We start from the raw sequence: 13753 nt of genomic DNA, 5'->3' as shown, positions 1-13753 counted from the left end.
TATCAGGTCATGTCATCCCGCAGCGCGTCTATAATATTTTCTTTTTTGATCTTGCTGACGGCATACATCATGGTGACAAATATGACGAGAAGCACACTGCATACGCTGATCCCGATACTGACCCACGGCAGTGTAAAATCAATGCCCTCCGCCCCGGCTGCGAACATCCCTCTGTGAATGAGCCAGGAAGACACGACTGCCAGAGGAAGCCCGAAAAGCAAAGCTCTCATACCATAGAATACACACTCGAAACGCATCATTTTGTTGAAATCCCGGTCGGACATTCCCACAGAGCGAAGCATGGCCAGCTCCTGCCGGCGCAGCTTGATATTGGTGGAGATCGTATTGAACACATTGGCTGCCGCGATCAGGGAAATCATTATAATAAAGGTATAAGCGAACACATTGGCAATGAAGATATAATTTCGGCTCTCCTCCAGCATCTCAGACGTATTCAGCAGGATATAGGCGGAGGTGATCCCGGCGCCCTGAATCACGGTTTTCATTTCCGCCGCCGACTTGGAGGGATTGTGGGACTGAAAAGTCAGGCCCTTGACCCTGACGTCTTCAGTGAGCCCGGAGGGAGCAAGCTTATCTTTAAGCGACCAGGGGGCCAGCGCTTGGAAATCATATGGCTTCTGCTGGACGGTTCCTGTCATCGGGGGCGTATCCGGAGGCACGATATCGACTAAGGTAATTCCGACGTTTTGTCCTGTTTCCATTTCAGAAGCATTGTCTGTTTGGGGGAAGATGGTCAGATCCATTGTTGAATCTGTGAACAGATCACGAAGCTGTTCCACCTTCTCTGCCTGGCTGCCGTCGTCCTTCATTTTGGCAACGGCGATCAATTTCCCATTCTGCCCGGTATATTCATCCAGAGGCAAGCCCAGGCTGTCTAATATGTTCCGATAAGTGCCGTCATCCAGAAACTGGATTCCCAATGACAGAGCTACCGAATCATCCGTCGTAAGACCGCCCGATGAAATCCCACTCGATGAAATCCCGCCCGACGCAATCTCACTGGGCAAAATCCCATCCGTTGAAATTCCATTCGACGCAATCCCATCCGATGAATCCCCTCCGGCGGATTCCCGGAAATCTTCTGTGAGTCTGCCTGCGGGAACAATGCAAGAATACTCGATATAGGACTGATAGGAGCTTTCATAAACCCCATCGGTGTTTTTCAGCTTGTCATAAAGCTGCAGCATTTCCCCGTCGTCCATATCCTGTGAGCCAAAGCCGATGTCGTAGCTGGTAACCACCTTTGTCTGTTCGGATGCTTTTTTCAATTCCATTACAAAAGCGCTGGTTGATATAAACAAAACGATGCTTAAAACAAGGGACAGTACAATGCTGCGATATCGCTTCCTGTTTCGTTTAAAATTCTTTAGCGCCAGGGTGCCCTCCAGACCGTAAATACGCTGCGACAGCTTTGAGGTTTTCACGGCTTTGGCTCCCAATTTCACTTCGTTCGTCTGCCGGATACATTCCATCACCGGCGTGCCGGCCGCCTTTTTCGCCGGGATATAGGCGGAAATCAAAATCGTAACGATACTGACGGCCGCCGCCCCGGCGATAGCGAGAACGGATATGTGTAAGGTTAAGGGGACGTCGGCGTAGAGAAGGTTCCCAAAATTCTTGGCGACCACAATTATGACAAGCCCGATACTGCCTATGCCGGCCAGAACGCCGAGCGGGATGCCAACCGCTCCGATACACAGGCCCTCAAAGAGTACCGAAGCTCGCAGCTGCTTTGCGGTGGCGCCTACAGAGGAAAGAATCCCGATCTGCCGCGTGCGTTCGTTCAGGGAGATGCTGAAGGAATTATATATCAAAAAGATGGAGCCTATCATAATAATGGCTATCACAATCCCGCCCACGGTATACAAAAGTCCGTTGAACAACCGGTCGGACGGATCGTCCGATAATCCCATAAACCGCAGAACATCATTATTCAGGATATAAGAATGGCGTCCCTTCCCGGCATCGACATACGAATGAACCTGGCGCGGATTTTTCAGGGTGACAAATAAACTAAGACTATCCGCCCTGTCCGATGGATCGGCCCCGGTAATCAAAGTGTAACCAGGGGAGGAGTCTTTTTCAAAAGCAGGTGTCTGGCAGATACCGACTACCCTGTAAGTCCTCTTCTCTTCCGGCAGGAGCGTTTCGTCCCCGGCTGTGTACGGATCACTTTGACCGAGTTTCTCATTTCCCTTCATGCGGGCTCCCACAGTAAGAGTAAGCGTATCGCCTACCGCATAGGATACACCGCCGTTTGATGCAACTTTTCCGGAGACCAGGATCTCGCCGCTGTTTTCCGGAAGCCGGCCTGAGAGCAGGTGGATGGGCAGAGCATCAAAAGTTTCCGGCTGGAAGCCGGCTATGAAAAGATAAGGCTTATTCGGATTCTCTGCGCCGTCAAGAGCGGCATAACCGATATTTTCAAAGGTGACCGTATTTTTCACTTCTTTATTGAGCAGCTGCTCCCGGACAAAGGAGGAATCAACGTTCAAAAACGCCGCTTGCCAGTCGCCGTATTTTTGGGCCGCGCCCTTTGTCATATAATCCAGCAGAGAAACGCCAAAGGTGGCCACGGCCGTAATCATGGCGGCGGACAAAATGACCCCGATCACGGTTACAACCGTTCGCGTACGGTTCTTTTTCAGACCCTGCAGGGCAACTTTATGGAAGATGTTCATTACCGTTCCACCTGCCTCTCATCCCGCATTACCTTGCCGTCTGCGATGGTAATGATCCGGTCTGCCTGCAATGCGATATTTTCATCGTGGGTGACGATGATCAAAGTCTGGTGATACTTTTCGTGGCTTTCCTTCAGCAGATGGATGATCTCCTGGCCGTTGCGGCTGTCCAGGCTGCCGGTGGGTTCATCGGCCAGCATAACTGCCGGGGCATTCATCAAAGCGCGCCCGATTGCGACACGCTGCTGCTGGCCGCCGGAGAGCTGGTTCGGCAGATGGGTCCTGCGGTCCTGAAGCCCAAGCAGATCCAGCAGATCGTTGAGCCGTTCCCTGTTTACCTTTCGTTTGTCCATCAGAATGGGCAGCGTGATATTTTCCACCACATTCAAAGTGGGAATCAGATTGTGGAACTGATAAATCAGCCCCACCTGCCGTCTGCGGAAAATAGCAAGTTTTTCATTGCTTTGGGCATAGACATCCTGTCCGTTCAAATACACCTTTCCGCCTGTGGGCACATCCACGCCGGCGATGGTGTGGAGCAAAGTGGACTTACCGGAGCCGGAGGAACCGATGATTGCGGTAAATTCCCCCTTATCGATGGTAAGAGATACATGATCTAACGCGGTGACCTGGTTTTCGTCCCTCCCGTAGACCTTGCACAGTTGATCAATTTTCAAAAACTCCATTATGTGAGCCTCCTTATTTGTGGTTTACCCATATAATAGATCTTTGCCCTTACAGCAGGGTGACTTTTTGGTGAGAGATTCGTCACTTTGGGAAACGGATGGTAAATAGGGCCCCGCCCTGGGGATGATTCTTAGCGGTTATGGTCCCTCCCTGCCGGATGATGATGGACTTGCAGAGGGCCAGACCGATCCCGTACCCCGAAGCGTTTGCATTTGCTCCCCGGTATAACCGGTCAAATACATGGGGCAGATCTTCCTTTGCAAAGCCTGCGCCGCTGTCCCGGACCGTTATCTGTGTGAACAGCAGGTTGTCCTCGCAGGCAATTTGAATTCTTCCGTTATCTCCCGTACTTTCCATACAATTTTTAAGGATATTTTGTACCGCCTCAGAAAGCCAGTCCGAATCGCCAAAGACGGATATCCCCTCCGGTATGTCCGTTTGTACCTGAATATTGTGCAGCTCCATGGAGATCAAAAACGGGTGAAGGGCGGACCGGATCAAGCGGTCCACGTCCGTCGGTTCTCTTTGGAAAACGATAATACCCGCGTCCAAACGGGATAATTTGAGCAGAGAGGTAATCAGCCAGTCCATCTGGATAAACAATTCTTCCGTCTCCCTCATTAGGGCCATCCGTTCCGCTTTTTCCGGGTTGTTTTTCAGCAGGGACAGGATGAGGTTCGCGGAGGTCAGCGGTGTGCGCAGCTGATGGGCAATGTCGGCCAGCGAATCTGCAAGGTGGGTTTTCTCTTTTTTTAATGCGTCGTTTTGTTCCCGGATCCGCAGCGTCATTTTGGTTATTTCACTTTGCAAGATGGAAAGCTCGCCCTCGTCCGATTCACTGATAAACGTATGATCGGCGTTGTGCAGGACCAGATCGATCTGATCGGTAATCCGTGCAATGCTCCGGTAACGGGCATTGGTAAACACATAAAATGCCGTGCCGAAGGCAAGGGCAGAGACAAGAGCCAGTATTCCCGCTGCCGGCCGGACAGCGAAACCTACGGCGCAGGAGGCGGCGGTTATCAGGGCAAACCATACGGCAAACTGCCGGATTTCTCTATTCCGAAACATAGCCGCCTCCCAGCCGGTACCCGGTCCCGCGCACGGTGAGGATGATCTGCGGATCGGTGGGATCATCCTCGATCTTTTCCCGCAGCCGTTTGATGTAGACGGTCAGGGTATTATTATTGACAAATTCACCTGCGGCATCCCACAATTCATCCAGCAGGCGGTCCCGGGTGATAATATTTTTTGGATTCTGTATGAACACCAGCAGCAGACGGTATTCCAACGCGGAAAGGTAAATCTCTTTCCCGCATTTTTTCACGATTCCGCTGGCGGTATCCACTTGAACTCCGTGAATCTCAAATATAGGCCCGGGGCGCGCGCTTCTTCGCAGAGCGGTTCCGATCCGAGCGATCAGCTCCCTGGGGCGGAACGGTTTGGTGATATAGTCGTCCGCGCCAAGGTTCAGGCCCGTAACAACGCTGGATTCATCGTCGGAAGCGGTCAGAAAGATAACGGGAATGTCCTGGGAAGCTTTGATTTCCGTGCAGACCGTAAAACCATTTCCGTCAGGCAGGGAAATGTCGACCAGCGCCAGGTCGAAATGATTACCGGCAAGCGCAGCGAGAGCCTGCGCGCGCGTGGGAGCGTGGGTGACTGCGAAGCCCTCCGAGCGGAGCAGGCGTATTAGGTTCCTGGCGATCGCTTTATCGTCCTCTACTAAAAATATCTGTTTCATGTGTTCCCTCCATCGTTAAGAGATCTTGCAGTCTATTATATTTCTTTTGGCGCAAATATGCCAGAGGAGATAAGAATAACGGCCGTCTAAAATGTTGAAAATAGAAAAAATCTGGTATATACTTATAAAAAGAGTTTTGTAAAAGGAAAGATGTAATAGCGGAAAGAAGAAAATAGACGCGGTAACTGCGTCGCAGGAGGGAATATGAAAGGGCCAGGAGCCAGCATAGAGATAAAAAAACAAAACCGGAATCATATTTTGAAATATATTCTTAGAAGCAAAACAACTTCCCGGCAGGACATCGCGGCAGCGCTTGGCCTTAGTATGCCCACGATCCTGCAGAACGTGAAGGAATTACAGGAGCTGGGTGTAGTGGAAGAGAGCGGCCGGTTTGAATCCACAGGCGGCAGAAAAGCGAATGTGATTACGAGCATTTCAAACGCGGCGCTGTCTATCGGGGTTGAGATTACAAAGAATCACGTCCGTATCGTTCTCATTGATCTGTCGGAAAATATTTTATTTCATAAGAGGTTTGTTTTGCCTTACAGGAATACCAATGAATATTATTCCCAATTAGCCCTTATGATTCAGGCTTTTATAGGAGAACATCCCATCGATACCAGAAAAATAGCGGGCGTGGGCATTTCCATCCCCGGAATCATGACTGAGGACGCGACCGTCATCGCGGATTCCCATGTGTTAAATATCAGGAATGTATCCTGTAAGGCCATCAGTTCCCTGCTGCCTTGGAAAGCTTACTTTGTAAACGACGCAAATGCCGCGGCTTTGGCGGAATTGCGGAACTTGCCGCAGAACAGTACAATGGTATATTTATCGCTTAGTAACAGCGTGGGCGGAGCAATTTTTATTAATGGGGATATCTATAGGGGAATCAACCAGAGAAGCGGGGAGTTTGGGCATATGAGGATTGTGCACAATGGCAGGCCGTGCTATTGCGGGCAGTTAGGATGTGCGGACGCTTATTGCTCGGCGCTGGTACTGGCCCCGAAGGAAGAGAAGCTGGAAGCTTTTTTTGACCGTTTAAGGGAGGGGGAGGAAGAAAAGAAGGCTGTTTGGAATGAGTATATGGACCATCTGGCAGAATTAATTATTAATATCCGCATGTCTTTTGACTGTGATATTATTTTGGGTGGATATGTCGGGTGCTATATGGAGCCGTGGCTTCAGGAACTTCAGTCAAAGGTTGCCGCGCTTGATCCGTTTGAGCAGCCGGGAGATGTATTTTTGTCTGCCAGCAGGTTTAAGCAGGAATCAAGCGCTTTGGGGGCTGCGATGATTCCGATGGAAGAGTATATGGATCGATTGTAACAGGGGGATTGTGGCCTGATTTGGAACTGGGGGGAGTTTGGGCGAAGTGGAAATATCGGGAAACGGAGGGAGGTGTCTGCTTCGGTGGCTGGGCTTGATGGGCCGGCTTCCGGGGACAGGCACCTTTCTCTTTTAGTGTCTTGCCGCTTAACTTTTCATCCGAAAGGAGCCAGTCCACTTGCGGCATCTTGTATTGGTTTCCGGGCATGAATTGCGGGAGGGAGAGGCTTGACAGGCCTGAAATTTTGGCATTGCGTATTGACAATCGTTTTTGATAATGTTATTATAACAATACTTTAATAAATAGTTTTATAAAACTATATAAAAAGAATTGGGGTGGAAGAATGCTTCAACAGGTAATGACGGCGCCGGGGGAGATCTGTTTTCAAGATGTTCCGGACCCGGCTGCGAAGGAACAGGAAGTCGTTGTAAAAATTAAGCGGATTGGTATCTGCGGAAGTGATATTCATGTATATCACGGCAAGCATCCATTTACAAAATATCCGGTTACGCAAGGGCACGAGGTAAGCGGAGAGATTGTGGAAACGGGCAGTAATGTCAGGAATCTGAAGGTCGGGCAAAAAGTTACGGTGCAGCCGCAGGTTTTCTGCGGCAAGTGCTACCCGTGCACGCACGGAAAATATAATCTCTGTGAAGATTTAAAAGTAATGGGGTTTCAGACGACAGGGATGGCCAGTGAACTCTTTGCGGTGGACGCTTCCAAAGTGACACCGCTGCCGGAGGAGTTAAGCTATGACGAAGGAGCCATGATCGAACCGCTGGCAGTGGCGGTTCACGCTGTAAACCGGGCAGGGGATATTTCCGGCGGAAATATTGCCGTCATTGGCGCCGGGCCGATTGGAAATCTTGTAGCGCAGGCGGCGAAAGCAAAGGGCGCCGGCAAAGTTTTGGTGACGGATGTGAGTGATATCAGGCTTGGCATCGCAAAGGAATGCGGTATTGATTTTGCGGAAAACACCAGGAAACGGAATTTCGGGGATGCCGTCCTGGAGCACTTTGGCCCGGATAAAGCGGATGTGATCTATGATTGCGCCGGAAACGATACGACAATGGGCCAGGCTATTCAATACGCCAGAAAAGGAAGCACGATTATTCTGGTCGCGGTGTACGCAGGTATGGCAAATGTGGATCTGGCGGTTCTGAATGACCATGAATTGGATCTGAATACGACGATGATGTATCGGAACGAAGATTACATAGAAGCCATTAAACTGGTAGAGGATAAGAAAATCCGGCTGCGTCCCTTAATGTCAAAGCATTTTCCGTTCCTTGAGTATTTGCAGGCTTACAAGTACATCGATGAGAATCAGGAGAAAACAATGAAAGTCTTAATCGACGTCCAGGATTAAACGGCAGGATGCAGGAGAAAAGCGGTATGTCGGAGAATAGCGGTTGAAAATATTTGGCGCCGGAATTGCCTGAAAGGGTAATTCCGGTGTTTTGCATACAGTTTTGCCTGCATAAAAATATTATTGTCATGAACGGTAATAAGCGGGTATAATTTATAGTATCGGAAAAGGCCGGATAAAACACGGGTACCTTTTGCCGTCCCGTCCATGAGCGAAATATTGTAAAAAAGAAAGAAAATACTTGCAATTTTCATAGAAAAGAGGTATTTTATTAGCGTGTGTTTCTTGAGAATACAAATGTACATATTATAAAGACGTGCGGAAAGATAGAATGAAACAGAGCAAGAGGGAGAAAGAGAGTAATGAAAAAAGTAGTAAAATTTGGCGGAAGTTCGCTGGCCAGCGCAGAACAGTTTAAAAAGGTAAAAAATATTATCTGTCAGGAGGAAGCCAGAAGGTATGTGGTGCCTTCCGCTCCCGGAAAGCGATATTCCCATGACACAAAAGTTACAGATATGCTTTATCAGTGTTACGAAGCGGCAGAAAGCGGAAAAGAATTCAAAGAGCTGCTGAAAAAGATAGAAGCCCGATATGAAGAGATTATCCAGGGCCTGGGCATAAAACTGTCCCTGGCCGCTGAGTTTGATAAAATCGCGGAGATGTTTATCAACAAAGCCGGCAGTGAATATGCGGCCTCCCGCGGGGAATATTTAAATGGGATCGTACTGGCGGCCTACCTGGGGTTTGAATTTATAGACGCCGCCACAGTGATCTTTTTCCAAAAGGACGGCAGCCTGAACGCCGAAAAGACAGATAAAAAGCTCCATGACCGGCTGAAATCCGCAGAACATGCGGTAATACCCGGGTTTTACGGGGCGCTGGACGACGGCGCCATCCGGACATTTTCCAGAGGAGGGTCCGATATCACCGGTTCCCTGGTGGCAAAAGCCATTCACGCGGATCTGTATGAGAACTGGACCGATGTGTCCGGCTTCTTGGTTGCCGATCCGAGAATCGTAAGCAATCCGGAGGTTATTGAGACCATCACCTACCGGGAGCTGCGGGAGCTGGCCTATATGGGAGCCACCGTTCTGCATGAGGACGCCATTTTCCCTGTGCGCAAGGAAGGGATTCCCATCAATATCCGGAACACCAACGCGCCGGACGAGAAAGGCACGCTGATCGTGGAGAGCACCTGCCGCAGTTCCAAGTATACCATCACCGGAATCGCCGGTAAGAAAGGCTTCGCCTCCATCAGCGTGGATAAAGATCTGATGAACTCCGAGATCGGTTTCGGAAGGAAAGTTCTGGGAGTATTTGAAGACAATGGCATCTCATTTGAACATATGCCGTCCGGGATCGATACGATGACGATCTTCGTGCAGCAGTCGGAATTTGTCGACAAAGAGCAGCAGGTGATCGCCGGAATTCACCGCGCGGTGCATCCTGATATCGTGGAACTGGAATCTGACCTGGCGCTTATCGCCGTGGTGGGGCGGGGCATGAAAGCCACGCGCGGTACCGCCGGACGCATATTCTCGGCGCTGGCCCATGCGCGGGTAAATGTGAAGATGATCGACCAGGGCTCCAGCGAATTAAATGTTATAATTGGTGTGAAAAACAGTGATTTTGAGACTGCGATTCGTGCAATTTATGATATTTTTGTAACTGCCCAGCTGTGATAAAACGGTTTTTTGTGAATTTTAGGACTTTCACAATTTATTGTGGAAAATTCTTTGGGTAACTTGACATAATGCATAAAAAAGTATAAAATTTAAGTGTTGTATTTTTATGTACAATGAAAACTAAATAAGGAGGTGCTCCTGTGCCAACTACGATCATTGTTGCTGTTGTAGTCGCGTTGGTTGTGGCTGTTATTACTTGGATCGTCGCCACTGCCTATCGGAAGAATGTAGTAGAATCCAAGATCGGTAGTGCGGAAGACAAAGCAAGAGAAATAATAGATGAAGCATTGAAAACCGCGGAAACCAAGAAAAGGGAAGCCCTGCTGGAAGCCAAAGAGGAATCTTTAAAGACCAAGAATGAACTGGAAAAAGAGACCAAGGAACGGCGGGCTGAGCTGCAACGTTATGAAAGAAGAGTACTTTCCAAGGAAGAAGCTGTCGACAAGAGAGCGGATAATTTGGAAAAGCGCGAGTCTTCTATTTCAGCAAAGGAAGAAGATTTAAAAAAGAAAAAGGCGGAAGTGCAGGAACTTCATGCCAAACGTGTACAGGAACTGGAAAGAATCTCTGGACTTACCTCCGAACAAGCAAAAGAATATCTGTTGAAAACTGTTGAAGACGAAGTAAAACATGACACGGCTGTTCTCATCAAAGAGATGGAGAACAGAGCAAAAGAAGAAGCATCAAAGAAAGCAAAAGAGTATGTGGTAAACGCCATACAGAAATGTGCGGCAGACCATGTGGCTGAGACGACGATTTCCGTGGTTCAGCTGCCCAACGATGAGATGAAGGGCAGGATTATCGGCCGGGAAGGCCGGAATATCCGTACCTTGGAGACGATGACCGGGGTGGATCTGATTATTGACGATACGCCGGAAGCGGTTATCCTTTCAAGCTTTGACCCGATCAGACGTGAAGTGGCGAGAATCGCACTGGAGAAATTGATTGTGGACGGTCGGATTCATCCGGCCAGAATCGAAGAGATGGTCGAAAAAGCGCAGAAGGAAGTAGAGACCATGATGCGCGAAGAGGGAGAGGCCGCTGCGTTGGAAGCGGGTGTTCACGGCGTTCATCCCGAACTTATCAGATTGTTAGGAAAGATGAAATTCAGGACGAGTTATGGCCAGAATGCTTTGAAGCATTCGGTTGAAGTGGCACTGCTGTCAGGTCTGTTGGCCAGCGAGATTGGCGTGGACGTAAGAATGGCAAAACGTGCCGGTTTATTACATGACATCGGAAAATCCATCGATCATGAAACAGAAGGCTCACATATTCAAATCGGTGTTGACTTATGCAGAAAATATAAGGAATCAGCCACGGTAATCAACGCGGTTGAATCCCACCATGGGGATGTGGAACCGGAAAGTCTGATCGCTTGTCTGGTACAGGCAGCCGATACGATTTCGGCGGCGAGACCGGGAGCGAGAAGAGAAACGTTAGAAACATATACAAACAGATTGAAACAGTTAGAAGATATCAGCAATGCCTTTAAGGGAGTGGAGAAGTCTTTTGCTATTCAGGCAGGTAGAGAGATTCGTGTAATGGTAGTTCCGGAAATGGTCAGCGATGCCGACATGGTATTAATGGCCAGAGATATTTCCAAACAGATCGAGTCCGAACTGGAATATCCGGGCCAGATCAAAGTAAATGTAATCCGGGAATCCAGGGTTACAGACTACGCAAAATAAGAAGATAAGAGATGCCCCAGACCGCGGAAGCGGTTTTGGGGTATTTTTTCTTGGACGAAATCTGTGGACAAAACCTGCGAGCGAAACCCACGGACAAAACCCGTTCTTGTAAGAGCCGCCGGCCGGTGGTATAATGACGCTTGATTACTATTGGAGCTTTGAAAGATTTGAATATAAGGAGTGTGTCGTATGGCGGAAGTGTATAAGCGGTTAAAGAGAGAACTGATTCATAAGGGAGCGGTGATCGACTACTATAAGGATTATGTGCAGATTCCCAACGGGAACGTGGCGGAGTGGGATTTTATTAAACATAAGGGAGCGGCGGCCGTAGTCCCGGTCACAAAGGAAGGAAAGATCCTGATGGTGCGCCAGTACCGCAATGCCCTGGATCGCTTTACTCTCGAGATACCCGCAGGAGGCAGGGACAGCGAGGAGGAAGAAACCATTGTGTGCGCGGCCAGGGAGTTGGAAGAAGAGACCGGGTACCGCTCAGAGAACCTGGAGTTATTGCTGTCTCTTCGGACAACGGTTGCTTTTTGTAATGAATTTATCGACGTCTATGTGGCCAGAGATTTGATTCCCTCCCGGCAGCATCTGGATGAGGACGAGTATGTGGATGTGGAGGAGCATGAGATCGACGAGCTGGTAAAGCTTTGCTACGACGGTGTGCTGCAGGATTCCAAGACCGTGTCGGCGATCCTGGCGTATAAGCTGAAATATTGCAGCTAAGACTTTAAGTTCCCTATTTCCCGTCTAATTCCTGCGCCGGTTGCATAAAATGAAAGGAGTAAGCTGGAAAGGGGCATCCATGTGCAGATATTTCGGACAGGAAAGACAGCGGTAAATAAAAAACTGTTTATTCTGCTGTTTATGGCAGGGCTTATAGGCGGCGTGCTGTTCGCCAATCTCTTCGGTAAAAATTATCTGAACCAAACCGGAATCCTGAGCGATTATTTTCTCAGTAAATATAAATATATGGAAATCGATTACGGAAATCTGTTTTTCTACATATTGGGAAAGCGGTCTATGGGTATTCTTTTCCTCTGGATTATGGGAGTTACGGTCCTTGGCTGCCCGGCCGTCTGGCTGTATCTCGTCTGGTACGGATTTTCCGCCGGGATGATTCTGTCCATGTCGGTGATGAAATTCGGGGTAAAGGGGCTGATGCTGTGTGTGGGAGGTATTTTGCCCCAGTATGTGGTCTATGTGCCTTTGCTGATCTTCTTTTTGGTTAAGGTTCATGGGATGTCGGCTCAGCTGTATTACGGAAAATACCTGTCGGGAAGCAGCTACCAGCCAAAGAAGCAGCTTATTGTCCCCTATGTGCTGGTACTGGTTATGACCATGGGAGGAATCCTGGCCGGAACTTTCCTGGAAACCTACGTAAATACCGGTTTTTTAAAGCTTATTTTGAAAAATTTTTAACGGAATATAAACAACATATTGTGCCGCCCCGAAATGGGCCGCCGATATGTTGTATTTTTATGTCGGACCCGCATGAATCCTGGGTTTTTAAGTAAATTTACATTTGATTTTCTCGGAATTTATGCTTATAATACTAGATATAACGCAATATTATGTAAATTATACAGGGGCGTATCGGGAGAAGAAACGGTAAGAATAAATGTGGGTGAGTCAGCCGGAAAGCAAAGGATGAGTGTATGGAAAAAGAAATACAGGAATTTATTTCGTATTTGCACGAGGTAAAGAAGACCTCGAACAATACGGAAATTTCCTATCAGAGAGATTTATTGAAAATGGCCAGATTCATGTATGGCCAGGGGGTTATGGATGTAAGGAACATTACATCCACAAATATGAACTCATACATTCTGTATTTGGAGAAAAAAGGCTTTGCGGCGGCAACTATTTCCAGGAGCATCGCGTCGGCAAAGGCTTTCTTTATCTACTTATTCCGCCAGGGAATTGTAAAAGAAGATCCGGCGGAAGTGTTAAAAGCCCCCAAAGTAGAGAAGAAAATACCGGATGTGCTTTCCACGGACGATGTCATACTTCTGTTAGAGCAGCCCCACGGCGCCACGCCGAAGGAGATCAGGGACAAGGCCATGCTGGAGCTTTTGTACGCCACCGGCATCCGGGTGACCGAACTGATTACCCTGAAGGCATCAGATGTAAATATTCAGATGAATTATATCGTCTGCCGGGAGGGCGAGAAAGAGCGGATCATTCCATTTGGACATGCCGCCCAGCGGGCGCTTGAGAATTATATGGAAAACGCGAGAAGCCATTTCATCGGATCAGAGGGCTGTGAAGCCTTATTTACCAATTGCTCCGGCAAGCCTATGAGCCGTCAGGGTTTCTGGAAACTGATCAAATACTATGCAAAGAGGGCCGGGATCGAGGCGGATATTACTCCCCACACATTACGGCATTCCTTTGCGGCCCACCTGGTGGAGAATGGAGCGGACTTAAAAGCCGTACAGGAAATGCTGGGGCACTCCGATATATCAACGACCCAGATCTATACGCATATTAACAGCAGCCATATACGGGAAGTATATGCGAAAGCCCATCCAAGAAAATAAAC

11 protein-coding genes are annotated in these 13753 nt (G+C 48.7%); 7 read left to right on the top strand and 4 right to left on the bottom strand.

Annotated elements, in window-relative coordinates; translation table 11 throughout:
- Positions 1–2: 2 nt before the first annotated feature.
- From KTH89_RS20965 to KTH89_RS20950, 4 genes are all read right to left on the bottom strand, one after another.
- The gene (locus KTH89_RS20965; protein WP_238722974.1) at positions 3–2702 is read right to left on the bottom strand and encodes an ABC transporter permease; all 2700 of its coding nucleotides are present in this window, start codon (positions 2700–2702) and stop codon (positions 3–5) included.
- On the bottom strand, positions 2702–3388 hold the full coding sequence (locus tag KTH89_RS20960; protein ID WP_158346686.1) for an ABC transporter ATP-binding protein: 687 nt from the start codon (positions 3386–3388) through the stop codon (positions 2702–2704). The genes KTH89_RS20965 and KTH89_RS20960 overlap by 1 nt, the downstream gene beginning before the upstream one ends.
- Before the next feature lie 82 nt (positions 3389–3470).
- The gene (locus KTH89_RS20955) at positions 3471–4460 is read right to left on the bottom strand and encodes a sensor histidine kinase (RefSeq protein WP_238722973.1); all 990 of its coding nucleotides are present in this window, start codon (positions 4458–4460) and stop codon (positions 3471–3473) included.
- Positions 4447–5133, bottom strand: coding sequence for a response regulator transcription factor (locus KTH89_RS20950; RefSeq protein ID WP_238722972.1), 687 nt, complete (start codon positions 5131–5133; stop codon positions 4447–4449). Before KTH89_RS20950 ends, KTH89_RS20955 begins: the two co-directional genes overlap by 14 nt.
- 204 nt (positions 5134–5337) lie before the next feature.
- Here KTH89_RS20950 and KTH89_RS20945 point away from each other — a divergent pair, with 204 nt between their 5' ends.
- The 7 genes from KTH89_RS20945 to xerD all read left to right on the top strand — a co-directional run bounded on the left by KTH89_RS20945 (position 5338) and on the right by xerD (position 13751).
- On the top strand, positions 5338–6462 hold the full coding sequence (locus KTH89_RS20945) for an ROK family transcriptional regulator (RefSeq protein WP_158346692.1): 1125 nt from the start codon (positions 5338–5340) through the stop codon (positions 6460–6462).
- Positions 6463–6806: 344 nt separating this feature from the next.
- Complete coding sequence (locus KTH89_RS20940; RefSeq protein ID WP_238722971.1) at positions 6807–7832, top strand: zinc-dependent alcohol dehydrogenase; 1026 nt, start codon at positions 6807–6809, stop codon at positions 7830–7832.
- 362 nt (positions 7833–8194) lie between these two features.
- Positions 8195–9514 (top strand): aspartate kinase, encoded by a 1320-nt coding sequence (locus tag KTH89_RS20935; RefSeq protein ID WP_238722970.1) that lies wholly within the window; start codon positions 8195–8197, stop codon positions 9512–9514.
- A gap of 143 nt (positions 9515–9657) precedes the next feature.
- A complete protein-coding gene (rny, locus tag KTH89_RS20930) occupies positions 9658–11205 on the top strand; it encodes a ribonuclease Y (RefSeq protein WP_158346698.1) in 1548 nt (515 codons plus the stop codon).
- Between the two features lie 189 nt (positions 11206–11394).
- Positions 11395–11934, top strand: a complete 540-nt coding sequence (locus KTH89_RS20925) for an NUDIX hydrolase (protein WP_158346700.1) — start codon at positions 11395–11397, stop codon at positions 11932–11934.
- Positions 11935–12015: 81 nt separating this feature from the next.
- Positions 12016–12630 carry a stage II sporulation protein M gene (locus KTH89_RS20920; protein ID WP_238722969.1) on the top strand — a complete coding sequence of 205 codons (615 nt, stop codon included), beginning with the start codon at positions 12016–12018 and terminating at the stop codon, positions 12628–12630.
- A gap of 236 nt (positions 12631–12866) precedes the next feature.
- Entirely contained in the window at positions 12867–13751 is an 885-nt protein-coding gene (gene xerD / locus KTH89_RS20915; protein ID WP_158346704.1) for a site-specific tyrosine recombinase XerD, read from the top strand.
- The last annotated feature ends 2 nt before the right edge of the window (positions 13752–13753 follow it).

This window comes from Diplocloster agilis (assembly GCF_019042275.1).
GTDB classification, from domain to species: domain Bacteria; phylum Bacillota; class Clostridia; order Lachnospirales; family Lachnospiraceae; genus Diplocloster; species Diplocloster agilis.
This window is presented reverse-complemented; position numbering and strand designations above follow the sequence as displayed.